Below are 24,032 nucleotides of genomic sequence, written 5' to 3'. Positions count from 1 at the left end.
ATCATGCCCTGGCTGATTTCCGTCATGCCTTGGCCCCGCGTTTGCCCGAGCCGAGCAAGGCCTGCGCCTGTTGGTCGAGCGGCCAGCGCGAGCGCGGCGCGACGTCGAGACCATCGGCCGGCAGGCCGGCGGCAAACCGCTCTGCTCCCGCCCAGGCGATCATCGCGGCATTGTCGGTGCAAAGCGCAAGCGGCGGCGCGATGAAATCGAAGCCGTTCCTGTCGCAGAGCTCCTGCAGCGTTGCCCTGAGCACCTGGTTGGCGGCAACGCCGCCGGCAACGACGAGGGCAGGCTTTTCGACGGACGCATGATCCGTCTTGAACCGCTTCAACCCACGCCCGATCCGATCCTTCAGCGTGCGCGAGATCGCCCGCTGGAAGGAGGCGCAGATATCGGCGATATCCTGTTCCGTCACCGGCTCCAGCGACTGCGCGGCCTGGCGCACCGCCGTCTTCAGGCCGGAGAAGGAGAAGTCGAGCCGAGCATCGCCGACCAATGGACGCGGAAAGTTAAACCGCTCGGCATTGCCGTTCAGCGCCGCGCGCTCGACGGCAGGGCCGCCGGGATAGGGAAGACCGAGGAGCTTTGCCGTCTTGTCAAAGGCTTCGCCGAGCGCATCGTCGATCGTCGTTCCCCAGCGCTCGTAGTCGCCGACGCCCTTGACCAGGATCAGCTGGGTGTGACCGCCTGAGACGAGCAGCATAAGATAGGGAAAGGAGAGACCGTCAGTCAGCCGCGCGGTCAGCGCATGGCCCTCAAGATGGTTGACGGCATAAAGCGGTTTACCGGTCGCCCGGGCGATCGCCTTGCCCGTCATCAGCCCGACGATGAGGCCGCCGATCAGACCGGGACCACTTGTCGCAGCAATGGCGTCGATATCGTCGAGCGTCACGCCGGCGCGCAGCAGCGCCTCCTCGATCAGCGTGTCGAGCGCCTCGACATGGGCACGCGCTGCAATCTCCGGAACCACGCCGCCATAGGCGCTATGCTCTTCCAGCTGGCTCAAGACGACGTCGCCGAGGATGCTTCCTTGACCGTTTTCGTCGCGCAGCACGACAGAAGCGGCGGTTTCATCGCAGCTTGTTTCTATGCCGAGAATGCGCATGGGCGAGGACATCAGGAACTACTCAAAGATTGCGGTCGCACCGAAAGGTGGGTACACGGAACTCCGGTAACAATGGATAGCCTTTGATGCAAACGAAACCTTTCCGGATCGGCACGCGCGGCAGCCCGCTGGCGCTCGCTCAAGCCCATGAAACGCGCGATCGTCTCGCAGCTGTCCATGGTCTGCCACCGGAAATGTTCGAGATCGTCATCCTGTCCACCAAGGGTGACCGCATCACCGATCGCTCGCTTGCAGAGATCGGCGGCAAGGGCCTGTTCACCGAGGAAATCGAACAGCAGCTCCTGTCGGGCGAACTCGATTTCGCCGTGCATTCCTCCAAGGACATGCCGACCAAGCTCCCCGACGGCCTGTTCCTTTCGGCCTTCCTGCCCCGCGAAGACATCCGCGACGCCTTCATCGGCCGCACGGCACCGAAACTGATGGAATTGCCCGAAGGCGTGACCGTCGGCTCGTCGTCGCTACGCCGCCAGGCGCTAATCCGTCGTCTGAGGCCCGACATCAATGTCATCACCTATCGCGGCCAGGTCGAGACACGGCTGCGCAAGCTTTCCGAAGGCCAGGTCGATGCGACGCTGCTGGCCTATGCCGGCCTGAAACGGCTCGGGATGACCGACGTTCCGACCGAACTGCTCGACCCGGAAGAGTTTCCGCCGGCACCGGCGCAAGGCGCGATCTGTATCGAGAGCAGGATCGGCGACAACCGTGTCAACGACCTGCTCGCCGCCATCGACGATGCCCGAACCCATGAAGCCGTCGCCTGCGAACGCGGTTTCCTCGCGACGCTCGACGGCTCCTGTCGCACCCCGATCGCCGGTCTGGCGATCTCGGACGGCACCCATCTGCGCTTCTCCGGCATGATCCTGACGCCTGATGGCCGCACCCACCACCGCGTCGCCGTCGAAGGCAAGGCCGTCGACGCCGAGGCGCTCGGGCAAAAGGCCGGCGAACACATCCGTGCCGAGGCGGGACCAGGCTTCTTTTCGAGCTGGACCTGAACCATGCGGCTGCTCGTGACCCGGCCGCAACCCGCCGCGGAGGCTACGGCCCGCCGGCTGGGGGCCGAAGGTCACCGGCCGCTGCTGTTGCCGCTGGCGCAGGCGGAACATTTGCCTGAGATCGCTCAAGCTGCACTCGAAACGCCGCATGCGGCGATCGCGCTGACGAGCGCCGAAGCCGTTCGGGTGCTGGCCGAACTTGAGGCCGATCTCACACCGCATAAGGTCAAACCCTGTTTCTGCGTTGGCGAAGCAACGTCGCGCGCGGCTCGCGCACTCGGCTTCACCCTGGTCCACACGGCAGAGGGCACCGGAAAGAGCCTTGCGGAACTGATCGCAGCCACGCCGTCTCGATCCGAACGAGCACTCCTCTATCTCGCAGGCTCCCCCCGCTCCAAGGCATTTGAAGCGACGCTTCGCCAGCTTCACATCGACCACGTCACCATCGAATGCTACCGGATGCAGCCGATCGCCCATCCGCCGGACGCATTGACACGCCTGCTTTCCGCCGGTCCGCCGGATGCCGTGCTGCTCTATTCCCACGACACGGCGCGGCGCTTCGCCGCGCTGCTTGTCGACGCGGGCCTTGAAGCCGCCGCTTTCTCACCGCGCTACCTCTGCCTGAGTGACGCGGTTGCCGCGGCTCTACCGGAAGGAGCACCGGTCGAGATCGCGGCAAGACCCGACGAGGAAAGCCTTTTCAGCCTCCTCTAATGCTATTTCGATCAAAAACGGAACAAGGGGGGCTTTCCCTCACCGGTCAGCCTGACTAGGTTTGTTGCAAGAACCGACAGGCAACAACGGTAGGAGGTCACCATGGTATCGGAAAACCCGCCGCGCCGCTCGAAAGCCGAGAAAGAGCCGCTGACGATCGACCTCGAAGCGGAAAAGTCCGTGACGGAAAATTCGGAAACGACGGCGAGCCACGCAGCAGCTGCCGATGAGCCGACCGAGCCCCCCGAAGTCGATGGCGCGGCAGAAGCGCGCGTCGAGGAAGAGATCGAGGAACAGCGCGCCGACGCGGCAGCGGCAGCCTTCACCGAAGAGCCTCCACATCTCAGCCGCGAGCCCGAGGCGACAGTGGTGCAAAAACCGCCTTCGAACGCCGGCGCGCTGGCCGCGGGCATCTTCGGCGGCCTCGTCACGCTCGCCGGCTTCGGCGTGCTGCAATATGCCGGCTATATCCCCGCGCTTGGCCCCGACCGAGGCGCCTCGACCACGGAGCTCACGCTTTCGAGCGAGGTCCAGGCGCTGCGCGACCAGGTGGCCGGCATTCAGGCGCCGGCTGCGACCATCGACATCGCGCCGCTCGAGAACCGTCTCGCAGCCCTCGAGCAGACCGCAGGCCAGCCGGGCGCCGGGGCCGCGCCAGCCGCAGAGGTGACAGCGCTGCAGGCCGAGGTGACGAACCTCACCAAGGAGATCGCCGCGCTGAAATCGGGCCTTGCCGAGGCGCAGCAATCGGCAACGACGGCCAGAGCCGAACTGGCGAGCCGCATCGACACCGCCGAGCAGAAACTTAACGAGCCCGCCAACGACATCCAGGTCGCAAAGGCTGTCGCCGTGACGGCGCTCAAGAGCGCGATCGACCGCGGCGGGCCGTTCCTGGCCGAGCTCGACGCACTTCGCAGCATCGCGCCGGACGAGACAGCAGTAACCGGCCTCACCCAGGATGCAACGACAGGCGTGGCAACGCGGGCCGACCTTCGGCGCAACTTTGCAGCGGTGGCCGATACGATGCTCGATACGCTCAATCAACCGGACCCGAACGAGGGCATCTTCGACCGCCTCGTTTCCAGCGCCATGTCGGGCATTCGCGTGCGCCCCGTCGGCAGCGTCGAAGGCGACACGCCGGAGGCTGTCGTCGCCCGCGTCGAGGACAAGCTGAACAATGGCGATCTCAAGGGCGCGGCCCTGGAATGGGACGCCTTGCCGGCAGCTGCCAAGACCGCCGGCGAAGCGTTCAAGGCCAAACTCGACCAGCGTCTCCGGGTCGAAGGCATCATCGATGCCGCCGTCGTGGCAACGATGAACAAGTCCGGAACCCAGGGCTGAGGAAGACAGATATGATCCGCATTTTGATCTTCATCCTGATCGTGCTCGGCCTCGGCCTCGGCTTTGCGTGGCTTGCGGATCGGCCGGGCGAACTATCGCTCGTCTGGCAGGGGCAGCTCGTCGAAATGAGCCTGATGCGTGCGGCCTCGCTGCTGATCTCGCTGGTCGCCGCCGTGCTGATCGCCATCTGGCTGGTGCGCACCATCTGGCTGTCGCCGCACACCGTCACCCGTTACTTCCGCGCCCGCAAACGCGACCGGGGCTACCAGGCGCTGTCGACCGGCCTGATCGCGGCCGGTGCCGGCGATGCCAATCAGGCGCGCAAGATGACGGCGCGCACCCGCGGCCTGATCAGCGCTGACCAGGAACCCCTGATCCACCTTCTCGAAGCCCAGACCTTCCTGATCGAGGGCAAATACGACGACGCCCGCAAGAAGTTCGAACTGATGGCCGACGACCCGGAAACGCGGGAACTCGGCCTGCGCGGTCTCTATCTCGAGGCCAAGCGCCTGGGCGCGCACGAAGCGGCCCGCCAATATGCCGAACGGGCGGCGGAAAAGGCGCCGCACCTGCCCTGGGCAACGCTGGCGACCCTAGACAGCCAGAGCCAGGCAGGACAATGGGACGACGCACTGCGCCTGCTCGACCAGAGCCGGACGGCGCACGTGCTGGAGCGCAAGGACGCCGACCGCAAGAAGGCCGTGCTGCTGACGGCCCGCGCCATGACCCGCCTCGACGGCGATACCAAGGCTGCCCGTGACGATGCGCTTGCGGCCATCAAACTCGACGAAACGCTCGTGCCCGCCGCACAGGTGGCGGCAAAGGCGCTGTTTCGCGAGGACAACCTGCGCAAGGGCGCATCGATCCTTGAAAAGGCCTGGAAGCACGAACCGCATCCTGACGTCGCCCGCCTTTACGTCAGGGCGCGTGGCGGCGACACGGCGGTCGACCGGCTGAAGCGCGCGCGAAAACTCGAATCGCTCCGCCCGAACAACGCGGTTGCCATGGCCGCCGTCGCCGAGGCGGCGCTGGAAGCCCGCGAGCTTCTGCTTGCCCGCACCAAGGCGGAGGCCGCAGCACGGCTGGAGCCGACCGAGAGCATCTTTTTGCTGCTTGCCGATATCGAGGAGGCCGACACCGGCGACGAGGGCCGTATCCGCCACTGGATGGCCCAGGCCCTGAAGAGCCCGCGCGATCCCGCCTGGACAGCCGATGGCGTGACCTCGCCGACCTGGCTGCCGGTCTCGCCGGTCAGCGGCCGGCTCGACGCCTTCGAATGGAAGGCGCCGTCGCTGCAGCTTGCCGCACAGGTCGAGGATGGCCATCTGAGCGCCGATCAAGCGATCCGCAGCCTGCCGCCAGTGCTCGCCGAGCACCATCCAGTGACCCATGCCACGGCTCCAGCGAAACAGGTTGTCGATACGCCCGTGATCATCGAAGCGGTATCCGAACCTCCGCGGGAGCGCCCGGAGCCGATCACAGTAGCGGAAGCCAGAAAACCAGCCTCGGTCGTCGAAAAGCCGCGCGAAAAGGATGCCGCCTCCAATGGCGAGCCGGTTGCCGACCCGTTCTTCGGCCGTCCCCCCGATGATCCCGGCGTACGGGAACCGGCCGCCGGCGAGAAAGTACCGGAAAAGACCAATTTCCGATTGTTCTGAGTTTTGTAAGGGGCTGTGGGCGAAACCATGTTTGAACGCTTCAGGACATTTCTCGAGGGCCTGACCGGCCCGACGACGCGGATCGAGAGGGGTGATCCGCGCGTGGCGGTCATCGCGCTCTGCATTCAGGTGATGGAGGCCGACGGCAAGGTTCTCGCCTCCGAGCAACGCACGATGCGCACCATCATCAAACAGCATTACGAACTCGACGATGCAGCACTCGACGCTTTGGTCGAGGCCGGCCAATCGGCCGAAAGCGAGGCCATCGATTTCTATCAGTTCACCGCCGAGGTGAAGCGGAACCTCTCGGAAGAGCAGCGTATCGAACTGATCGGCATGCTCTGGGAGGTCGTCTATGCCGATGGTGAGCGCAGCGAGATGGAAGACCACGTGATCTGGCGGATTGCCGATCTTCTCGGCGTCTCCGGACGCGACCGGGTCTTGAAACGACGGGAGGTTGCGGCAAGGATCGATGCGGCAGGAGAAGGCGAGCCGCGACAGGAAAGCTGACATGCCGATAGCCGCCGAGACCGACAGGAAACCCATCCTCATCGTCCTGCACCAGGAGCGATCGAGCGCCGGCCGTGTCGGCCAGATCCTCCTTCATAAGGGGTTCCCCCTCGACATTCGCCGCCCGGCGCTTGGCGACGAGCTGCCGCCGACGCTAGAGCATCACAGCGGCACGATCATCTTCGGCGGCCCGATGAGCGCCAATGACGAGGAGGACTTCGTCCGCCGCGAGATCGACTGGCTGTCGGTGCCGCTCCGCGAAAACAAGCCCTATCTCGGCATCTGCCTCGGCGCGCAGATGCTGGCGCGCAATCTCGGCGGCAAGGTCGCGCCGCATCACGAAGGCATGACGGAGATCGGCTGGTATCCGCTGGTCGCCACCGATGCCGGCCGGGCGCTGATGGACTGGCCTGACATGGTCTATCACTTCCACCGCGAAGGCTTCGATCTGCCTGCCGGCGCCGAGCTTCTCGCAACCGGCGACACCTACCCGAACCAGGCCTTCCGCTACGGCGAAAACGCCTGGGGCATCCAGTTTCACGGCGAACTGACGCGCGCCATGATGCATCGCTGGGTGGTGCATGGCGCCCATCGCTTCGAAATGCCGGGCGCTCAGATCGGCAAGGCGCATCTCGACGGCCGCATGCAGCACGATGGGCCGTTGCGCACCTGGATGGAGAATTTCCTCGACCTCATCTTCCTGCAGGCGGGCGTCAGAAAGGCCGCATAGCGGCAAACCCCAACGCTAGCGACGATGCTCCGGCACGTCGAGCGTGTCGATCTTGCGCAGCTGCGGGAAGCCGAGCGCCCAGAGCACCGACACCAGCAACGTACCAGCACCGCCGAACGCAACGGCAAAGACCGCACCGAAGCCGGAGGCCATCATGCCGGCCCGGAATTCGCCGAGCTCGTTGGAGGCACCGACGAACACCATGTTGACGGCGTTGACGCGGCCACGCAGCTCGTCCGGCGTCCACAGCGTGATCAGGATTTCGCGCACATAAACCGAGATCATGTCGGCAGCACCCATAACCACGAGGGCCGCGATCGATACCCAAGGCGTTGCCGACAGGCCGAAGACGACGGTGCCGAGGCCGAAGAGCGCCACACCGGTGAACATCAGCATGCCGGCACGGTGACGAATGGGATGGGCGGCCAGCCAGATGGCCATGCCGACGGCGCCGACGCCGGGGGCGGCGCGCAGCAGCCCCAGGCCCCATGGGCCGAGATCGAGGATGTCGCGAGCGAACACCGGCATCAGCGCGACGGCGCCACCGAGCAGCACCGCGAAGAGATCGAGCGAGATCGCACCCAGCACCACCTTCTCCGCCTTGATATAGCGAAAGCCTGCGGTGATCGTCTCCCAGCTCTGCACCGGCGCCTTGGAGCGCGCCGCCGGTTTCGGGATGGCAAACACCATCAGTGCCGCCGCGGCAAAGAAACACACGCCGACAGCGTAGGGCGCAACCGAGCCGAAGCCGTAGATCAGACCGCCGGCAACCGGACCGACGATCATCGCCGTCTGCCAGGATGTCGAGTTCCAGGCGATCGCATTGGGCAAGTCTTCCGGCGGCACCAGATTGGGCGCCAGAGATTGCGAGGCTGGCGCCAGAAAGGCCCGCTCGATACCGAAGACGACCAGGATCGCATAGACGGGCCAGGGCGAGAAAAGCCCGGTGACCGTCAGCATTAGCAACGCCACGGCGCACAGCGTGCTGACGACCATGCAGACACCCATGATCATGCGACGGTTGTAGCGGTCGGCAACCGAGCCGGTGACGAGAATCAGCACCAGAGACGGCAGGAACTGGAAAAGACCGATCAGACCGAGATCGAACGGATCGCGCGTCAGATCGTAGATCTGCCAGCCGACCGCAACCGAAATGATCTGGATGGCGAAGTAGGCAAGGAAGCGCGAGAAGAAGTATCTGCGATAACCGACATGCCGGAAGGCCGCGAAGCGGTGGGTGGTATGAACGGCAGACATGGGGGAAGCGCTCCTCGATGGTACCGATCTTTGTCCGATCCGCATTAAACATGATCGCGCACGGCAAATCGGCGTACTTGCTCGTTTAGGTCTCAATGTCTACATGTCTGTCAATAACGATTTGGAGACCGGCATGATTGCTGTCATCGGCACCTTGAACTTTATTATCAACATCGCGTGGTTTCTGATCATCGCGTCCGCCATCTTTTCCTGGCTCTACGCGTTCAACGTCATCAACGTGAACAACCAGGCGATCAACATGATCGGCCGCTCGCTCTACCAGCTGACCGAGCCGCTCTATCGCCCAATCCGCCGGGTGCTGCCCAATATGGGCGGCGTCGATCTTTCGCCGCTGGTGGTGCTGGTGATCCTCTATTTCATCCAGCTGTTCCTGAACACGACGATCGCACCGGCGCTGCTGCGCTGATAAATTGACGACCCAAGCGTTTACCGCCCACGACGATCACGTGCGCGTCACCGTCCGGCTGACACCGAACGGCGGACGCGACGGGATCGATGGGGTGGAGAGTGGCGCCGACGGGCAGGACCATCTCAAGGTCCGCGTGCGCGCCATTCCGGAAAAGGGCAAGGCCAACCAGGCCCTGATCGCCGTTCTCGCCAAGGAGATCGGCATTGCCAAGAACCGCATTTCCTTCCTTTCAGGCGAAACGCAGCGCAAAAAAATCCTCCGGATCGATGCCGACCCGGAGGATGTTTTGAAGCGACTTGCCGAGCTGGTCGGCAAATGAGCTGAAAATTACTTCTTTTCGTTCGCGGCGCGCTCGACAGCTTCCTTGATCAGCTGCTTGGCAACGGCGGCATCCTTCCAGCCAAAAATCTTGACCCACTTGCCGGGCTCCAGATCCTTGTAGTGCTCGAAGAAATGCTCGATCTGCTTGAGCGTGATTTCCGGCAGGTCGGTGTATTCATGCACCTTGTCGTAGCGCTGCGTCAGGTGGCCCGACGGAACCGCGATGATCTTTTCGTCCTTGCCGGAGTTGTCTTCCATCATCATCACGCCGATCGGGCGCACGTTGATGACGCAGCCCGGAACGAGCGGACGGGTGTTGCAGATCAGGACGTCGATCGGATCGCCATCGTCGGAAAGCGTGTGCGGCACGAAGCCGTAGTTCCCCGGATAGTGCATCGGCGTGTAGAGGAAACGGTCGACGACGAGCGTGCCAGCTTCCTTGTCCATCTCATACTTGATGGGATGGCCGCCAACGGGAACCTCAACGATCACGTTGACATCTTCTGGTGGATTCTTTCCGATGGAAATCGCGTCAATGCGCATGGACTACTCCAGGGTCAGTTGGGACGTTTGCCCGTCGGATAAAGGGAAACATGCCGCGATGCAATATAACTTTCGTCCGCAACGCAGATTCAACCGGTCGTTTTGTCGTGGTCGAATGGCCGGGACAGACCGCAAAATCCTGTCGAAGGGAGGTCATGATGAACGGAAAGGTTGCATGCCTGTCGCTTGTCCTGGTGTTCGCCGGACCGGCCATTGCCAATGACAGCGTCTATGTCGACGTCAGCCGCGACAGGTGCAAGACGATTGCCGAGGAGCCGGGCATGTACGCCCTGATGACCTGCCCGGGTTACGGCGACTATCCTGTCCACTTCAAGGAGATTGATGTTCGTCAGAGCTTCTCCTTCGGCCATATCGGCAAGGAATACCTCGACGGGGCATTCGAGAGCTTCATCCCCTTCAACCACGCTGGCACCATGGTGGAATGGCGCGTCGCCAAGGGCGGCACCGCGGTTGCGACAATTCTGCGCTGGATCATCGAAAACCCCGATCCGAAGACCGGTGAATCGGTGCCGGGACTCGAAGGGCAGGTTCTGGTCGTCTCCAAGGTGGCCGAGAAGGGCGACGGCAAGGGCTGCGTCGCCGGTTATGTCGATGCGCTTGCCAACCCGGACCCCAATACGATCGCCCGCAAGGTCGCCGACGAGGTGGCACCGAGATTTCGCTGCGGCGTCGACCAGGCGACATTCCACGGCACGCGCGGTGACAAGGCCGCCGAACCCAACAACGAACTGCCGGAGTGATTCTTGAAAGAGTGGCTGCCGCTACCGCGAAAGCCGGAGAAACCTTGCACGGCGGGCGTCAGTTCCAGGCGAAGCCGACCTTCTTGAGGTGCTTGTCGCCGAAATCTTCCATGCCCTCGGCAATATCGCTGCCGCCGGCGCCCTGGAAGAACTGATAGGCGTGATCGCTGTCTTCGAGGCACCAGACGACCAGCCCCTGGCAGCCGAGCGAGCGCAGCAGGCTCTTGGCTTCGCCGAACAGAACCCGTCCCAGGCCGATACCCTGGTATTCCGGACGCAGGTAGATCTCGTAGATTTCGCCTTCCTGCGGCAGCGCCTTGGCGCGGCTGAGGCCGAGGGTGGCATATCCGGCAATCGTTCCCGCCACGTCGACGACCAGCAGGGTCGCCGGACCCCGCGTCGCCTTACGCCACCAGACCTCGTCTCGACGATTGACCATCTGGACCAGCGGGCGGTGCGGAATGATGCCGCCATAGGTCTGCAGCCATGAAACGCGATGCACGTCGGCAATTGCCGCCGCCTCTTGCGGTTCCCCAGGCCTGACCTCGATCGAAACAGTCTTCATGACTCACGACTCTAAACACACACAGGGCGAACAGGAATCCCGCCCGGGAGCCGCGTCGCGTTAACCCACAGGCAACTTTAACGGCATCCTGTGGAAGGTTAACGCCTTTTTAACTTTATCCGCAAGCCGCCCCCCGCTGGCACACACAGCAAAAAACCCCGGATCGCTCCGGGGTTTTGAAAATTGCTCGTTTTTGTCGGAAGGGCTTAAGCCGCGCCGGCCGTGCGCGACTTCTCGAAGCGCTTACGGTCGTTCGAGTCGAGGTACATCTTGCGCAGACGGATCGACTTCGGCGTCACTTCGACCAGCTCGTCGTCCTGGATCCAGGACAGCGCCCGCTCGAGCGTCATGCGGATCGGCGGCGTCAGCTTGACGGCTTCGTCCTTGCCCGATGCGCGCATGTTGGTGAGCTTCTTGCCCTTCAACACGTTGACTTCGAGGTCGTTGTCGCGCGTGTGGATGCCGATGATCATGCCGGCATAGACCTTTTCGCCGGCTTCGATGATCATCGGGCCGCGGTCTTCCAGGTTGAACATGGCATAGGCGACCGATTCACCGGCATCGTTGGAGAGCAGCACGCCGTTGACGCGGCCACCGATCTCGCCCTTGTACGGCTGGTAGGCGTGGAACAGACGGTTCATGACCGCCGTGCCGCGCGTATCCGTCAGCAGTTCCGACTGGTAGCCGATCAGGCCGCGGGTCGGAGCGAAGAACACCAGACGAACGCGATTGCCGCCGGACGGACGAAGCTCGACCATCTCGGCCTTGCGTTCGGACATCTTCTGAACGACGACGCCGGAATGCTCCTCGTCAACGTCGATGACCACTTCTTCGATCGGCTCGAGCAGCTGACCGTTGTCATCCTTGTGCATGACGACGCGCGGACGCGAAACGGCGAGTTCGAAGCCTTCGCGGCGCATGGTTTCGATCAGAACCGCGAGCTGCAATTCGCCGCGACCGGAGACGAAGAACGAATCCTTCTCGGAGGATTCCTCGATCTTCAGCGCAACGTTGCCTTCGGCTTCCTTGAACAGACGGTCGCGGATGACGCGGCTCGTGACCTTGTCGCCTTCGGTGCCGGCAAGCGGGCTGTCGTTGACGATGAAGGACATGGTGACGGTCGGCGGGTCGATCGGCTGTGCGGTCAGCGCTTCGGTGACCGACGGGTCACAGAAGGTGTCGGCGACGGTGCCCTTGGTCAGGCCGGCGATCGCGACGATGTCGCCTGCATGCGCTTCTTCAATCGGCTGACGCTCGATGCCGCGGAAGGCGAGGATCTTCGAGATACGACCGGTTTCGAGCAGCTTGCCGTCCTGGCCGAGCACCTTGACCGGCTGGTTCGGCTTCAGCGAACCCGAATGGATGCGGCCGGTGATGATGCGGCCGAGGAAGGGGTTTGCTTCGAGAATGGTGCCGATCATGCGGAACGGACCTTCGGCAACCGTCGGCTCGGGAACGTGCTTCAACACGAGGTCGAGAAGCGGCGCCATGCCCTGGTCCTTCGGACCTTCAGGTGCGACGTTCATCCAGCCATCGCGGCCCGAACCGTAAAGGATCGGGAAGTCGAGCTGCTCGTCGGTGGCGTCGAGGTTTGCAAAGAGGTCGAAGACTTCGTTGATAACTTCTTCGTGGCGTCCATCCGGGCGGTCGATCTTGTTGATCGCGACGATCGGCTTCAGGCCGACCTTCAGCGCCTTTCCGACGACAAACTTCGTCTGCGGCATCGGGCCTTCAGAGGCGTCGACGAGGACGATGGCGCCGTCCACCATCGACAGGATGCGCTCGACTTCGCCGCCGAAGTCGGCGTGGCCGGGGGTATCAACGATGTTGATGCGCACGCCCTTCCACTCGACCGACGTTGCCTTGGCGAGAATGGTGATGCCGCGCTCTTTTTCGATGTCGTTGGAGTCCATGACGCGTTCGGCAACGCGCTGGTTTTCGCGGAACGAGCCCGACTGCTTCAGAAGCTCGTCGACAAGGGTCGTTTTCCCATGGTCGACGTGCGCGATAATCGCGATGTTACGAATGCTCATTTTTCGTCTCGGAAGGTTTAGGGCACGCCCCAATGGGCCACGCCGCTTTTTCAATGGTCGGGCTCATACAGGTTTTTTTGCGATTGCGAAAGGGGGGCGCGCAAGAGAGACCGGCTCCGAAGTCCCGACGGGCCATGGGTTTGCAACCGGAAAGGGTCGCGCCAGCCGGGTTTGGAAAGGTATCAGCGAAAGCCAAAACGCTCATGCGACCGCGGCCGGATCGAGCGTCACGCGCCACAGTTCCTGGTCTTGGCGATCCATCAGGCGCACGGTCATCTGCCTGGTCTGGCCGTTGATATCGACGATCCCGAAGAACTGCAGCCCGGCGGATGGCGGCAGGTTGCTGTCGACGCCTCCGCCGGATGCCTTGATGAAGCGCACGTCCGGGCCGAACGTCATGTCCAGCTCCTTCGGACCATAGGTGCCGGAATGCAAAGGGCCGGAGACGAACTCCCAGAACGGCAGGAAATCCTTGAAGGCTGCGCGCGACGGGTCGTAGTGATGCGCAGCGGTGTAATGCACGTCCGCCGTCAGCCAGACGAGGTTGTCGATGGCATTGTCCCTGATGAAACGCAGCAGGTCTGCGAATTCGGTTTCGCGTCCGGTCGGCGGACCATTATCGCCGTTGGCGATGGCGTCGGAACCGCGCCTGTTGGCGTAGTCGTCCCAGACGACGAGGCCGATCGGCATGTCGCAGGCAATCACCTTCCAGACGGCCCGCGAGGCGGCCAGCTCCCGCTTCAGCCAGTCCGCCTGCCGCCAGCCGAAGAGGCCCTCATCGCCCTCCCCCTGATTGGGGCCGCGATAGGACCGGAGATCGACGAAGAAGACATCGAGCAGCGGCCCATAGGCGATCTTGCGGAAGATGCGGCCGGGCTGCGTCGGGACGTTGCGGATCGGTGTCATCTCGTGAAACGCCCGCGCGGCGCGGGCGGCATAGACCGAAACGTCCTTTTCCGGATAGCGCGGATCGTCGCGAAGATCCGTCGAGGCCGACCAGTTGTTCAGAACCTCATGATCGTCCCATTGATAGAAAGTCGGGCAGACGGCGTTGAGGTCGCGGACATGCTCATCGAGCAAATTGTACTTCCATTGGCCGCGATACTCCTCGAGCGTGCGCGCCACGTCGCGCTTCTCATGCGTCACCACCCGGTTCTTCCAGACGCCGCCGTCTCGCAGTGAGATTTCGTCGGGAATGGGGTTGTCGGCGTAGATCGTGTCGCCGGAATGGATGAAGAAGTCCGGCTCGTGCAGGCGCATGGTCGAATAGGTCTTCATGCCGACATCGTCGATGCCCCAGCCCTGGCCGGCGGTATCGCCGGACCAGACGAAGCGGATCGAGCGCTTGCGCAACGGCGCGGTGCGAAACCGGCCGATGACCGGCTCCGACACCCGGTTGACGTCATAAAGATCGGTCGCGGTGAAGCGATAGAAGATGTCCTGGTCGGGCAGGAGATTGTCGAGTGCGCATTTCACCGCGCAATCCGTCTGTGGTGTCGCCGTGAGGTCCGCGAGGCGAACCGGATCGGAAAAGCTCTCGGTCGTCGAATATTCAAGCGTCACCCGCGACGGCCTGTCGACCCGCGTCCACACCATGCCGGAGCGTGTGTCGACATCCCCCGACTGCACACCATGGATGAATTCCGGCCGGCCATAGCCACGGGCATAAAACGGCGTTGCAAGACCGGAGGACGCCACGAGGCCGGCGGCACCGGCAGACAGAAGGAATGAGCGGCGGGTGAGCGTGGTGAGGATTTCGGCCAAACAAGCCTCCGGTTCGAGCCTCGCGAACGCTGTGTTTCGCGTGCCGGACCTTTGGCCAGACTGATGTCAGCGGCTTAACAGCGGCATGAAACTATTTGAACGGTTTCGCGACATTTCGGTGAACACGGCACCGTGCCACGCTTTACGGTAACCCGCCCCGACACGAGCGTAGCCGTGCCTTTTCCGTCGCCTGTCGGGTTGACGCAACGCCGACCGGGCCACTAAGGGTAGCGTCGACGGTTCCCCGAAGGATGACTCCGACGGGGATTAATAGGGAACACGGTGAGGACGACCCAAAAGGGACCGAGACCGTGGCTGCCCCCGCAACTGTAAGCGGAATGCCGGACACCCCAGTGGCGCGACAGCGCGCCATGCCACTGCGATCGCGTCACACGCGTTGCGGGAAGGCAGGTGGAAAGCGCTCCATCCGCGAGCCAGGAGACCTGCCGTCAAGCAGAAGATCCAACGTCACGGGCGGGGTTGCCCGGAACAGGAGTTGTCCATGATCCGCATATCCGGCGGCTTTGCGCGCCCTATCCCCGTCCTTCTCGACGTTCGCGATCGATTGTCTCCCGAAAATCGCCCGGCCGACTGTCGCCGCTTCGGCTGACCCTTTGCAGCTCACGAGAAGAGAGAATTCCCTTGAAAGCCATTTTGAATGCCGTCGGGCGCCATTGCCCATCCCTAGCCGTTTCCGTGGCCCTGCTTCTGACCGTCGCTCCCTCGACCGCTCTTTCGGCCGCGACGAGCTACCCCCTGACCTTAAAGAATTGCGGCCAGGAGGTTACCTTTAAGGCGGCGCCGACGCGCACCGCCTCGATCGGTCAGAGCACCACGGAAATTCTTTATCTTCTTGGCCTGGCAGACAAGGTCGTCGGCACCGCCGTGTGGATCGGCCCTGTTATCGACGGCTACGAGGACGTCAACAGCAAGGTGCCGCGGCTTGCCGACAACGACCCGAGTTTCGAAAGCGTCGTCGCCACCAAGCCGGATCTGGTGACCGCACAGTTCCAGTGGCATGTCGGGCCGGAAGGCATCGTCGCCACGCCGAAGCAGTTCGCCGAACTGTCGATCCCCGTCTATGTCTCTCCTGCCGATTGCGCCGCCAAGGACAATTCGGCCGGCGGCGACGGCGTGCGCCACAATGCCTTTTCGATGGACCTGATCTACCAGGAGATCGCTGAGCTCGCCGAGATCTTCGACGTGCAGGATCGAGGCGAAGCGCTGATCGCCAAGCTGAAGGCGCGCGAGGACGCCGCCCGCGGCAAGATCGCCAGTGCCGACGGCAAGCTGTCGGCGATCTTCTGGTTCTCCAGCGCCGAGATGGACATCGACCCCTATGTCGCCGGCACCAATGGCGCGCCCGGCTACATCCTGTCGGCGCTCGGCATCAAGAATGTCGTCTCGACCGAAGAGGAATGGCCGACCATCGGCTGGGAGACCATCGCCAAGGCCGACCCGAAGATCGTGGTCATCGGCAAGATGGATCGACGCCGCTTCCCGGCCGACGATTGGGAGCTGAAGATGAAGTTCCTGAAGTCCGACCCGGTCACCAGCCTGATGCCGGCGGTCAAGGCCGACCATATCGTCGTCATGGACGCACAGGCGATGAACCCGACGATCCGCACGATCGAGGGCATCGAGGTGCTTGCCGACGCGGTCGAAAAAGCCGGCCTGGCGAAGTGAGGTTTAGGCCTCTTTCGATCAATCGAACGGGCGCCGTCCTGACGGCGCTCGCAATGCTTTTCCTGGCGCTGGCGCTCGGAGCCGCCATCGGCGAAACCGCCATTCCGCTCGACGTCGTCGGCAAGACCGTCGCCAACCGTTTGTGGGGTGCCGGTTACCCGCTCGATGCGATCGACGAGGGCATCATCTGGAACTACCGCCTCAGCCGCGCGGTGGTGGCCGCCTGCTGCGGGGCGGCACTTTCGCTCTGCGGCGTGGTGCTGCAGGCATTGCTCCGCAATTCCCTGGCCGACCCCTATATCCTCGGCATTTCCGCCGGCGCATCGACCGGTGCCGTCGCCGTCGCCATTCTCGGCATCGGCGCGGGCATGCTGACGCTGTCGCTCGGCGCCTTCTTCGGCGCGGTCTTCGCCTTCGCGCTGGTCTCGCTGCTGGCGCTCCGAGCCGGTCGCGGCACCGGCGCCATCATTCTCGCAGGCGTCGCCGGCTCGCAGCTCTTCAACGCGCTCACCTCCTTCATCGTCACCAAATCGGCCAATGCCGAGCAGGCCCGCGGCATCATGTTCTGGCTGCTCGGCAATCTCTCGGGCGTGCGCTGGCCGGATGTGGCGCTGGCGCTGCCGGTGGCGCTCGGCGGCCTTCTCGTCTGCCTCTGGCACGCCCGCGCGCTCGACGCCTTCACCTTCGGTGCGGAATCGGCGGCCTCGCTCGGCATCCCGGTGAAGCGCATCTATGTCACCCTGATTTCGGCAACCGCGCTGATGACGGCGGTGATGGTCAGCATCGTCGGCTCCATCGGCTTCGTCGGCCTGGTCATCCCGCACGCGGCGCGCTTCCTGGTCGGCGTGCGCCACGGCCTTCTACTGCCGGCAGCCGCGCTTACCGGGGCGATCTTCATGATCGCGGCCGATATATTGTCGCGGGTCATCATTCCCGGTCAGGTGCTGCCGATCGGCGTGATCACCGCCCTCGTCGGCGCCCCGGCCTTCGCCCTCATCCTCAGCCGCGGGAGGGCCGCGTCATGACACTCAAGGCCGAAACTGTCTCCTGGTCGGCTGGCGGCCGGCTGATCGTCGATGCCGTCGATCTTGAGGTCATGCCGGGTGAATTCCTCGGGATCATCGGTCCGAACGGATCCGGCAAGACCAGCCTGATCTCGCTGCTCGCCGGCATTCACCCGCCGAAATCCGGCATCGTCAGTCTCGAAGGCCGCCCGCTTGCTCAAGCCCGCCGGCGCGATATCGCCCAACGCATTGCTCTGGTCGAACAGCAGGCGGAAACCACCGAACGCATCACCGCCCGCCAGGCGGTCGAGCTTGGCCGCACGCCGCATCTCGGCGCGCTTTCGCCCTGGTCGAGCCGCGATACCGATATCGTCGACGGCGCACTTGAGCATGTCGGCATGAGTGATTTTGCCGATCGCCTGTGGCACACGCTGTCGGGTGGCGAACGTCAACGCCTGCATATAGCCCGGGCGCTGGCGCAACAGCCGCAGATCCTGCTGCTCGACGAACCGACCAATCATCTCGACATCCACCACCAGATCGGCCTGCTGGAACTCGTCCGCGCACAGCTGCTGACGGTCGTTGCCGCCTTGCACGACCTCAACCACGCCGCCGTCTTCTGCGACCGCATCGCCGTCATGGATCGCGGTCGCATCGTTGCGCTGGGCACGCCGGCGGAGATCCTGACGGAAGACCGCATCTTCGCGGTCTTCGGCGTTGCGGCGACGGTCGAGCGCGACGAGGACGGCGCGTGCTTTGTGCGCTACCGGCGCCCGCGGCCAAAGCTGCATCTGATATCCGACACCATGAAGAGACATGACCATGCGCGTTAAGATCGCCGCCACCCTCATTGCCCTCGGGCTTGCTGCCACACCGGCGCTTGCCGAGACGATCGAAGTGAAAATGCTCAATCGCGGCGAGAACGGCTCGATGGTCTTTGAGCCTGATTATGTCGAGCTGAAACCCGGCGGCACCGTCAAGTTTCGTGTCGGGCACAAGAGCCACAACGCCGCCTCGATCGACGGCATGGTTCCCGAGGGCTACGCCGGATTCAAGGGCCAGATCAACGAGGAGATCGAGGTTACCTTCGACACGCCAGGCTTCTACGGTATCAAGTGCTCGCCGCATTTCGCCATGGGCATGGTGATGCTGATCAAGGTGGGCGATGCCGAATTGACCGAAGCCTTTCGCAAGACTGACGTTCCCGGCCGGGCGCGCGGCCGCTTCGATGCGATCTTCGCCCGCATCGATCAGCCGAAAGCGGCACAATGAGCGAGCTGGCCGAAGGCACCGGGCCGGACGTTCGGGCAAATTTCGACCTCAAGGACGAGATCCGCGACTATTGGTCGAAACGCTCGGAAACCTTCGACCTCGCCTTTGGCCACCGCATCCCGCCTGGTCCGGAATTCGATGCCTGGCAGAAGCCGGTGCGTGACTTTCTCGGGGCCGAGCCGCTGCAGGTGCTCGAGCTTGCCTGCGGCACCGGTGAGGTGACGCGGCTGATCCACGACCTCGGCCACGACGTCACGGCACTCGATTTCTCCGAGGCAATGCTTGCAGTCGCCCGGAAAAAGCATGCGGGCAAAAAGCGCCTGCGCTTCCTGCTGGCCGACGCCGAAAACACCATGGAGCCGGACGAGCACTATGACGCCATCGTCTGCCGCCATCTGGTGTGGACATTGACCCAGCCACAGTCGACGCTTGGCGAATGGTTCCGCCTGTTGAAGCCAGGTGGCAGGCTGCTGGTCTTCGACGGCGACTGGGCGAAGCCGACCACGGTCGGGCGCCTGGCGTCCTGGGCGATCCGCCAGATCGATCGGATGATCGGCCCCGACAATCACTATGACGGCGCACTCAGCGATCGGCACGCGGCTATCATGCAAAACCTGCCCTTCGGAGACGGCCTGGCGGTCGAAACATTGCTGCCGATGCTGAAGGCCGTCGGCTTCGTGACCGTCGAGCACGCGTCCCACCAGCCGATCGCCGCGGCACAGCGCAAGACTGCAAATTTGCGCAACTGCCTGCGCACGTTCGTCTATCGCCGCTTCATTCTTTGCGCCCACAAACCCGGGTGAATCTTCGGGTTGCATGGGGAGCGCGCCGGCAACCTCGTGGCATTTGCCGAAAGCCCTGCTATGAAGATTGCCGTCTTGGCTGACGGCGACATTGCGCCGGCAACAGACGCAACGCTTCAACGCGCCGCCCGGCGACGGCAGATACCGGCAGGTTCCTCATCGTGTCCCAATCGAACACTCCCGTGCGTGATCACCTCGAACAGATCCTGGCAAGGCTCGATGCCCGCCGGGACAGCGAAAAAACCTATGTCAAACTCTATGCCGAGAGCGCACGCGCCGAAGCCGATGCCGCCGATCACCGTCGGCAGACCGGCGCCACGCTCGGGCCGCTCGACGGCAGGATCGTGTCGATCAAGGATCTTTTCGACGTTGTCGGCGAACCGACGCTCGCCGGCTCGATCATCAAGCGCACGGCAGCCGTGCCGCAACAGGACGCCGTCGTCGTCGAGAGACTGCGTGCCGCCGGCGCAGTGATCGTCGGCAAGACCCACATGACCGAATTCGCCTTCACCGCGGTTGGGCTCAATCCCCATTATCCCGTGCCCGGCAACGCGACCGATGAAAGCCTGGTCCCCGGCGGTTCGTCCTCGGGTGCCGCCGTGTCAGCGGCGGAGGGAACCTGCGACATCGCCATCGGCTCGGACACCGGCGGCTCCGTGCGCATTCCGGCGGCGCTGAACGGCCTTGTCGGCTTCAAGCCGACCGCCAGCCGTATCCCACTCGACGGCGCCTTCCCGCTTGCGCCGAGCCTCGATTCGATCGGTCCGCTGGCCCACAGCGTTGCCGATTGCGCAGCTGCCGATGCCATTATGGCTGGCGAGCCGGCGGCAGAGCTTGCGCCTCGTCCAATCGCCGGCCTGCGTATCGGGGTGCCGCGCGGCCAGCTCCTGGCCGGCCTCTCTGCCGAAATTGCCACGGCCTTCGCCGCCAGTCTCGACCACCTCACGGCTGCCGGCGCCGTGCTTGTCGATTGCGGTATCGACGATTTAATTGATCGGTTGAGGGAGGCGACCGCGATCGGCTCTATCGCCGGCCTCGAGGCGAGCCGGGTGCATGCCGACTGGCTTTCGGATGAGGACGCACCTGTCGATGCCAGGGTTTCATCGACGCTCCGGCGCCGTTTGTTGACGCCGCAGGCTGCGCTCGATGCGCTGCTGGAGACCAGAGCGGGCCTGGCACGCACCATGGACGAACGGCTCTCAGCCTGCGACCTCATCGTCTTGCCGACCACGCCGATCGCCGCCGTTTCGATCGCCTCTGTCGAGGTGGACAAAGCGGAATACGATCGTGTCGAGGGACTGCTCTTGCGCAACTGCCAGGTCGCAAACCAGTTCGACCTCACCGCCATAACCTTGCCGATGCCGGGACTGACCCGGCCGGCCGGGCTGATGCTGGTGGGCAGGAACGGAACGGACAGGATGCTGCTGGCGGTTGCGGCTTCGGTGGAGGCGTTGTTGCGGCAAAAATGAAAACGCCAACGATCGGTGTTCGCAACCCCTGGCCGCTCGATTTGTCGCCGCCTCCGGTCGCAGACCAGAGCGCGCCCCGGAGAAAACGCGGTGTTCAGCGTACGAAGGTGTTCCTCACCCGAGCTGAACTTTTGAGATACGCCACCCACAATCCGCCGGCCAGAAAAACGGCCGCGTTCCATCCCAAATTCTGCAGAACGATCATCTCAACCAACCCGACATTCAGCGCTTGAGAAATGATCACGCAGGTGAGAACAAAGACAGCTGGGTAAGCGAGCCATTGATAGCCGAAGAATCTCGATAGCCTCCTCGCAATGATTCTCAGCCTGGCATCATTAGGGGGAGTTTCGCGCCGCTAACAAGCAATAGTTGTTGTTCGGCCCATGCACGGGTACTGCAGAAGTGTGAGCCAGCCACGCCGGCGAACCGCGTTTCTGGCGCGACCATACGACGTTGACGACAGCTTTAATTCTGTCACTTCGATTGAAGCGACCCGCCTCAGTGCATCGTTTCGCCGGAAACCTCGTCACGAAGGATACGGAACGCATCTTCGAGTGCTGCGACCAGCACATTGGTCAGCTCTTCGCCGTCGTTGTTGGTGAGGAAGAGGGCAACGGCCGCATCCTGCGGATCGGCATAATGCTCGACATCGTTTGACATATCATTGTCCTTTGTTCGCCGTGTCACATCCCGGCTCTTGACGCGATGGTACGAGGGCCGACTTGTGCAAAGCTTGACGGACGAACGGGGACATGACGCCCTGCTTGGCGCGCCGCGTCCCTACTACCTATTCGCTTCATTCACCCGATCTTCTCGAAACGGGTGGTCCGATATCAGCGCGACATGGCGCCATCGACCTTTTTCCTCGCCCTCTCCCTCCCCGCGCGCTAGAGGACGCTGGAGATAAACGCCGGAACTGAACATGTCGAAGAAGCCGAAACGCGATAACGCCCATTACGAGCAGCGATTGAAGGCGGAATTTCCCGACATCTACGGCGACGTATTGGCGGGCAGGATCTCCTCCTTGCGCAAGGCGCTTGTCATTGCCGGCCTGAAGCCGCAGCGCACCCGCCTGGAGAAGCTGAAGAATTCGTGGGCAAAGGCGACACCCGGCGAGCGCGAGGGCTTCCTCACATGGCTGGCGATATCAGGCGTGTTGCCCACGGCCTCTCAAACGCCCGTCGCCGACACTGCTTCTCTTCCCCCCGTCCCGGCAGGAGCCCCCATCGCCAGTGGCCGTTACCTGCTTCCTTCCACCATCACGCGTATCAAGGCGATCATGGCGAAACGCCGGTTGAAACCCGACGACGTGATGGGTGAGATGGGCTTTTTGTCCGATGGGTCATCCCTCGCCCGCGCCCTTGCCAAGAATGCCAGCCTGAGGCTCGCGGTGATCGCCGGACTGGAGACATGGCTGCGCACGCATGAAGACTGATCTGGACATGACGACCTGGGCGAGGGATCAGGTACGAGTTCATTGCCGGTCGCTGAACCTCGGGTGAGCCCGGCGCAACTGTCTGAGCGTTGAAATATGCCGCCGATAGGCAGAGGGGATGAAATGAAGCCCCGCCGAAGCCGGTTGCAAATGTTCCGGAGCACCGCTCTGTGCCGGCCCTCTGGGAGACGAGGCGGGCAAGCAGTAGCGGCGTGGCAATGCAGGCGCGCATTCGCACTGGCGAAAGCCCCCTTGTTGCCCAAGGTTGCCAAGAACTGGCGCAATACATCCACAGGTGCTAATATTTTGACGCCTAGGGTTCCTGGCGAACAAATCTCGCAGTCGATAATCAGATAAACGCGAATTGCTTGCAGCCAATTGCCGCGCCGTCGAGCCCCGCTCGATGTGCAGAGTCGTTTTTCGGCGACATCAACGTGGAGGAAAAGCCAATGGCCAGCAATCTTGTTTCCTACATCGCGCAGATGCTTACCCCTGACATGATCGCACGCATCGCCTCGGCGCTGGGCCTCGATAGCAGCAAGGTGCAGGGCGCCGTCGCCGCTGCCGTGCCTGCAGTGCTCGCGGGACTGACCGGCGTAGCCTCCCAACCGGGCGGCGCGCAAAAAATCGCCGATACCGCCAAGCAGCAAGGCGGATCGCTCGACAATCTCATGGGAATGCTTGCAGGTGGCGACCAGACATCGCTTGCCCAGAGCGGATCACAGATAATTTCATCGCTGTTTGGTGCCAAGGACGGCAGTGCGCTTGCAAACGCCATCGGCGGGGCTTCCGGCATTGATCAAAGAGCGAGCGGCTCGCTGCTCGCAACGCTTGCCCCCCTCGTCATGGGCGGTCTCGCCCGACAGAGCGGCGGAGACCTGAGCGCCAACGGCATTGCCGGGTTGCTCGCCAGCCAGAAGGACAACATCGCCGCCGCATTGCCGGCGGGCGTCAGAGATTTGCTTGGCGGCACCGGCCTGCTCGGGTCACTCGGCTCGATCGGCGCTTCGGCGCAGACAGCCGCGGCCTCCGCCACCCAGGCGGCCAACCAGGCCGCCCGCAGCGCCACCGCCTCGGCCGCCGCGGCAGGCGCCGCCAGCCAACGGGCGGCAGCGGCCGCGGTTCCGAGCTCGTCACGCAACTGGCTCTATTGGGTGATCGCGGCGCTTGTGCTGGCGGGCCTGCTTTTCTACCTCTTCGGCAGGCCGGGCGAGCAGGTCGTGCCCCAGGCCGCGACACCCGAGCAGGTCACGCCCCAAGCCGGCACGCCGGCGCCGAGCCTGACCGTGGGCGGCATAGATGTCGGCCAGCAGGTGCGGGACGGCGTGGCCAGCCTGCAGACGACGCTGACAGGCATTACCGACGCTGCATCTGCGACCGCGGCCCTCCCCAAGCTCGAGGACGTCTCGACCGGGCTCGACAAGGTCACCGGCGTGGCCGGGCAGCTCTCGGCCGAGCAGAAGGCAGCGCTTGCGGCCCTGATCACGCCAATGATGTCGACGCTCAATGGCCTGTTCGACAAGGTGCTCGCCATTCCCGGCGTTTCGGACATCCTTAAGCCGACGATCGATGGGCTGAAGACGAAGCTCGCAGCCCTTTCGGCCTGACCTCGCAA

General features: G+C 63.5%; 24 protein-coding genes and 1 riboswitch. Of the genes, 17 read left to right on the top strand and 7 right to left on the bottom strand.

The genetic code is table 11. From position 1 onward, the window contains the following. Window positions 1-22: 22 nt before the first annotated feature. Window positions 23-1,117 carry a tRNA (adenosine(37)-N6)-threonylcarbamoyltransferase complex transferase subunit TsaD gene (gene tsaD / locus BLJAPNOD_RS04410; RefSeq protein ID WP_199565893.1) on the bottom strand — a complete coding sequence of 365 codons (1,095 nt, stop codon included), beginning with the start codon at window positions 1,115-1,117 and terminating at the stop codon, window positions 23-25. 74 nt (window positions 1,118-1,191) lie between these two features. Between tsaD and hemC the strand changes: the two genes are divergently transcribed. The 6 genes from hemC to BLJAPNOD_RS04380 all read left to right on the top strand — a co-directional run bounded on the left by hemC (window position 1,192) and on the right by BLJAPNOD_RS04380 (window position 7,074). Next, window positions 1,192-2,121, top strand: coding sequence for a hydroxymethylbilane synthase (gene hemC, locus BLJAPNOD_RS04405; RefSeq protein ID WP_115419031.1), 930 nt, complete (start codon window positions 1,192-1,194; stop codon window positions 2,119-2,121). A 3-nt stretch (window positions 2,122-2,124) separates the two neighbouring features. Continuing rightward, on the top strand, window positions 2,125-2,835 hold the full coding sequence (locus tag BLJAPNOD_RS04400) for a uroporphyrinogen-III synthase (RefSeq protein ID WP_115419030.1): 711 nt from the start codon (window positions 2,125-2,127) through the stop codon (window positions 2,833-2,835). A gap of 102 nt (window positions 2,836-2,937) precedes the next feature. After that, window positions 2,938-4,176: a COG4223 family protein gene (locus BLJAPNOD_RS04395; RefSeq protein WP_115419029.1), complete on the top strand. Its 1,239-nt coding sequence runs from the start codon at window positions 2,938-2,940 to the stop codon at window positions 4,174-4,176. 11 nt (window positions 4,177-4,187) lie between these two features. Continuing rightward, the gene (locus BLJAPNOD_RS04390) at window positions 4,188-5,834 is read left to right on the top strand and encodes a heme biosynthesis protein HemY (RefSeq protein WP_115419028.1); all 1,647 of its coding nucleotides are present in this window, start codon (window positions 4,188-4,190) and stop codon (window positions 5,832-5,834) included. A gap of 27 nt (window positions 5,835-5,861) precedes the next feature. Then, on the top strand, window positions 5,862-6,344 hold the full coding sequence (locus BLJAPNOD_RS04385; protein WP_115419027.1) for a TerB family tellurite resistance protein: 483 nt from the start codon (window positions 5,862-5,864) through the stop codon (window positions 6,342-6,344). Between the two features lies 1 nt (window position 6,345). Beyond that, window positions 6,346-7,074 carry a glutamine amidotransferase gene (locus tag BLJAPNOD_RS04380; protein WP_077500786.1) on the top strand — a complete coding sequence of 243 codons (729 nt, stop codon included), beginning with the start codon at window positions 6,346-6,348 and terminating at the stop codon, window positions 7,072-7,074. A 15-nt stretch (window positions 7,075-7,089) separates the two neighbouring features. Here the strand turns inward: BLJAPNOD_RS04380 and BLJAPNOD_RS04375 are convergent, their stop codons facing one another. Continuing rightward, window positions 7,090-8,331, bottom strand: a complete 1,242-nt coding sequence (locus BLJAPNOD_RS04375; RefSeq protein ID WP_077500787.1) for an MFS transporter — start codon at window positions 8,329-8,331, stop codon at window positions 7,090-7,092. A gap of 133 nt (window positions 8,332-8,464) precedes the next feature. Between BLJAPNOD_RS04375 and BLJAPNOD_RS04370 the strand changes: the two genes are divergently transcribed. Beyond that, on the top strand, window positions 8,465-8,758 hold the full coding sequence (locus BLJAPNOD_RS04370) for a YggT family protein (RefSeq protein ID WP_025425107.1): 294 nt from the start codon (window positions 8,465-8,467) through the stop codon (window positions 8,756-8,758). A 4-nt stretch (window positions 8,759-8,762) separates the two neighbouring features. Beyond that, the gene (locus BLJAPNOD_RS04365) at window positions 8,763-9,080 is read left to right on the top strand and encodes a DUF167 domain-containing protein (protein ID WP_115419026.1); all 318 of its coding nucleotides are present in this window, start codon (window positions 8,763-8,765) and stop codon (window positions 9,078-9,080) included. A gap of 8 nt (window positions 9,081-9,088) precedes the next feature. On the opposite strand, the gene ppa is transcribed toward BLJAPNOD_RS04365, so the two are convergent. Beyond that, the gene (ppa, locus tag BLJAPNOD_RS04360) at window positions 9,089-9,625 is read right to left on the bottom strand and encodes an inorganic diphosphatase (RefSeq protein WP_077500789.1); all 537 of its coding nucleotides are present in this window, start codon (window positions 9,623-9,625) and stop codon (window positions 9,089-9,091) included. Between the two features lie 158 nt (window positions 9,626-9,783). Here ppa and BLJAPNOD_RS04355 point away from each other — a divergent pair, with 158 nt between their 5' ends. After that, a complete protein-coding gene (locus BLJAPNOD_RS04355) occupies window positions 9,784-10,386 on the top strand; it encodes a hypothetical protein (protein WP_115419025.1) in 603 nt (200 codons plus the stop codon). A 58-nt stretch (window positions 10,387-10,444) separates the two neighbouring features. Here the strand turns inward: BLJAPNOD_RS04355 and BLJAPNOD_RS04350 are convergent, their stop codons facing one another. The 3 genes from BLJAPNOD_RS04350 to BLJAPNOD_RS04340 all read right to left on the bottom strand — a co-directional run bounded on the left by BLJAPNOD_RS04350 (window position 10,445) and on the right by BLJAPNOD_RS04340 (window position 14,748). After that, window positions 10,445-10,951, bottom strand: a complete 507-nt coding sequence (locus tag BLJAPNOD_RS04350) for a GNAT family N-acetyltransferase (RefSeq protein ID WP_077500790.1) — start codon at window positions 10,949-10,951, stop codon at window positions 10,445-10,447. A gap of 206 nt (window positions 10,952-11,157) precedes the next feature. After that, complete coding sequence (typA, locus tag BLJAPNOD_RS04345) at window positions 11,158-12,984, bottom strand: translational GTPase TypA (protein ID WP_115419024.1); 1,827 nt, start codon at window positions 12,982-12,984, stop codon at window positions 11,158-11,160. A 201-nt stretch (window positions 12,985-13,185) separates the two neighbouring features. After that, window positions 13,186-14,748 carry an alkaline phosphatase gene (locus BLJAPNOD_RS04340; RefSeq protein ID WP_115419023.1) on the bottom strand — a complete coding sequence of 521 codons (1,563 nt, stop codon included), beginning with the start codon at window positions 14,746-14,748 and terminating at the stop codon, window positions 13,186-13,188. Window positions 14,749-14,968: 220 nt separating this feature from the next. Next, window positions 14,969-15,214: riboswitch (cobalamin riboswitch) on the top strand. Between the two features lie 230 nt (window positions 15,215-15,444). Here BLJAPNOD_RS04340 and BLJAPNOD_RS35565 point away from each other — a divergent pair. The 6 genes from BLJAPNOD_RS35565 to BLJAPNOD_RS04315 all read left to right on the top strand — a co-directional run bounded on the left by BLJAPNOD_RS35565 (window position 15,445) and on the right by BLJAPNOD_RS04315 (window position 20,982). Continuing rightward, a complete protein-coding gene (locus BLJAPNOD_RS35565; RefSeq protein WP_244610999.1) occupies window positions 15,445-16,434 on the top strand; it encodes an ABC transporter substrate-binding protein in 990 nt (329 codons plus the stop codon). A gap of 53 nt (window positions 16,435-16,487) precedes the next feature. Further along, window positions 16,488-17,459: an iron chelate uptake ABC transporter family permease subunit gene (locus tag BLJAPNOD_RS04335; protein ID WP_199565892.1), complete on the top strand. Its 972-nt coding sequence runs from the start codon at window positions 16,488-16,490 to the stop codon at window positions 17,457-17,459. After that, complete coding sequence (locus tag BLJAPNOD_RS04330; RefSeq protein WP_115419021.1) at window positions 17,456-18,271, top strand: ABC transporter ATP-binding protein; 816 nt, start codon at window positions 17,456-17,458, stop codon at window positions 18,269-18,271. The genes BLJAPNOD_RS04335 and BLJAPNOD_RS04330 overlap by 4 nt, the downstream gene beginning before the upstream one ends. Continuing rightward, window positions 18,261-18,710, top strand: a complete 450-nt coding sequence (locus tag BLJAPNOD_RS04325; protein WP_244610998.1) for a pseudoazurin — start codon at window positions 18,261-18,263, stop codon at window positions 18,708-18,710. The genes BLJAPNOD_RS04330 and BLJAPNOD_RS04325 overlap by 11 nt, the downstream gene beginning before the upstream one ends. Continuing rightward, window positions 18,707-19,513: a class I SAM-dependent methyltransferase gene (locus tag BLJAPNOD_RS04320; protein WP_115419019.1), complete on the top strand. Its 807-nt coding sequence runs from the start codon at window positions 18,707-18,709 to the stop codon at window positions 19,511-19,513. The genes BLJAPNOD_RS04325 and BLJAPNOD_RS04320 overlap by 4 nt, the downstream gene beginning before the upstream one ends. A gap of 161 nt (window positions 19,514-19,674) precedes the next feature. Beyond that, entirely contained in the window at window positions 19,675-20,982 is a 1,308-nt protein-coding gene (locus BLJAPNOD_RS04315; RefSeq protein ID WP_115419018.1) for an amidase, read from the top strand. A 498-nt stretch (window positions 20,983-21,480) separates the two neighbouring features. On the opposite strand, the gene BLJAPNOD_RS35560 is transcribed toward BLJAPNOD_RS04315, so the two are convergent. Further along, window positions 21,481-21,642, bottom strand: a complete 162-nt coding sequence (locus tag BLJAPNOD_RS35560) for a hypothetical protein (RefSeq protein ID WP_171986807.1) — start codon at window positions 21,640-21,642, stop codon at window positions 21,481-21,483. A 262-nt stretch (window positions 21,643-21,904) separates the two neighbouring features. Here BLJAPNOD_RS35560 and BLJAPNOD_RS04305 point away from each other — a divergent pair, with 262 nt between their 5' ends. Both BLJAPNOD_RS04305 and BLJAPNOD_RS04300 read left to right on the top strand, forming a co-directional pair. After that, a complete protein-coding gene (locus BLJAPNOD_RS04305) occupies window positions 21,905-22,417 on the top strand; it encodes a hypothetical protein (protein ID WP_115419016.1) in 513 nt (170 codons plus the stop codon). Window positions 22,418-22,866: 449 nt separating this feature from the next. Beyond that, a complete protein-coding gene (locus BLJAPNOD_RS04300) occupies window positions 22,867-24,024 on the top strand; it encodes a DUF937 domain-containing protein (RefSeq protein WP_115419015.1) in 1,158 nt (385 codons plus the stop codon). The last annotated feature ends 8 nt before the right edge of the window (window positions 24,025-24,032 follow it).

The sequence above is a fragment of the Ensifer sp. M14 genome (assembly GCF_003355565.1).
Classification (GTDB): Bacteria; Pseudomonadota; Alphaproteobacteria; order Rhizobiales; family Rhizobiaceae; genus Ensifer.
This window is presented reverse-complemented; position numbering and strand designations above follow the sequence as displayed.

What these genes read in the sequence shown, in the direction of transcription:
- tsaD (WP_199565893.1), bottom strand. Translation starts at nt 1,117, where the DNA reads ATGTCCTCGCCCATGCGCATTCTCGGCATAGAAACAAGCTGCGATGAA.
- hemC (WP_115419031.1), top strand. Translation starts at nt 1,192, where the DNA reads ATGCAAACGAAACCTTTCCGGATCGGCACGCGCGGCAGCCCGCTGGCG.
- BLJAPNOD_RS04400 (WP_115419030.1), top strand. Translation starts at nt 2,125, where the DNA reads ATGCGGCTGCTCGTGACCCGGCCGCAACCCGCCGCGGAGGCTACGGCC.
- BLJAPNOD_RS04395 (WP_115419029.1), top strand. Translation starts at nt 2,938, where the DNA reads ATGGTATCGGAAAACCCGCCGCGCCGCTCGAAAGCCGAGAAAGAGCCG.
- BLJAPNOD_RS04390 (WP_115419028.1), top strand. Translation starts at nt 4,188, where the DNA reads ATGATCCGCATTTTGATCTTCATCCTGATCGTGCTCGGCCTCGGCCTC.
- BLJAPNOD_RS04385 (WP_115419027.1), top strand. Translation starts at nt 5,862, where the DNA reads ATGTTTGAACGCTTCAGGACATTTCTCGAGGGCCTGACCGGCCCGACG.
- BLJAPNOD_RS04380 (WP_077500786.1), top strand. Translation starts at nt 6,346, where the DNA reads ATGCCGATAGCCGCCGAGACCGACAGGAAACCCATCCTCATCGTCCTG.
- BLJAPNOD_RS04375 (WP_077500787.1), bottom strand. Translation starts at nt 8,331, where the DNA reads ATGTCTGCCGTTCATACCACCCACCGCTTCGCGGCCTTCCGGCATGTC.
- BLJAPNOD_RS04370 (WP_025425107.1), top strand. Translation starts at nt 8,465, where the DNA reads ATGATTGCTGTCATCGGCACCTTGAACTTTATTATCAACATCGCGTGG.
- ppa (WP_077500789.1), bottom strand. Translation starts at nt 9,625, where the DNA reads ATGCGCATTGACGCGATTTCCATCGGAAAGAATCCACCAGAAGATGTC.
- BLJAPNOD_RS04355 (WP_115419025.1), top strand. Translation starts at nt 9,784, where the DNA reads ATGAACGGAAAGGTTGCATGCCTGTCGCTTGTCCTGGTGTTCGCCGGA.
- BLJAPNOD_RS04350 (WP_077500790.1), bottom strand. Translation starts at nt 10,951, where the DNA reads ATGAAGACTGTTTCGATCGAGGTCAGGCCTGGGGAACCGCAAGAGGCG.
- typA (WP_115419024.1), bottom strand. Translation starts at nt 12,984, where the DNA reads ATGAGCATTCGTAACATCGCGATTATCGCGCACGTCGACCATGGGAAA.
- BLJAPNOD_RS04335 (WP_199565892.1), top strand. Translation starts at nt 16,488, where the DNA reads ATGCTTTTCCTGGCGCTGGCGCTCGGAGCCGCCATCGGCGAAACCGCC.
- BLJAPNOD_RS04330 (WP_115419021.1), top strand. Translation starts at nt 17,456, where the DNA reads ATGACACTCAAGGCCGAAACTGTCTCCTGGTCGGCTGGCGGCCGGCTG.
- BLJAPNOD_RS04325 (WP_244610998.1), top strand. Translation starts at nt 18,261, where the DNA reads ATGCGCGTTAAGATCGCCGCCACCCTCATTGCCCTCGGGCTTGCTGCC.
- BLJAPNOD_RS04320 (WP_115419019.1), top strand. Translation starts at nt 18,707, where the DNA reads ATGAGCGAGCTGGCCGAAGGCACCGGGCCGGACGTTCGGGCAAATTTC.
- BLJAPNOD_RS35560 (WP_171986807.1), bottom strand. Translation starts at nt 21,642, where the DNA reads ATGTCAAACGATGTCGAGCATTATGCCGATCCGCAGGATGCGGCCGTT.
- BLJAPNOD_RS04305 (WP_115419016.1), top strand. Translation starts at nt 21,905, where the DNA reads ATGTCGAAGAAGCCGAAACGCGATAACGCCCATTACGAGCAGCGATTG.
- BLJAPNOD_RS04300 (WP_115419015.1), top strand. Translation starts at nt 22,867, where the DNA reads ATGGCCAGCAATCTTGTTTCCTACATCGCGCAGATGCTTACCCCTGAC.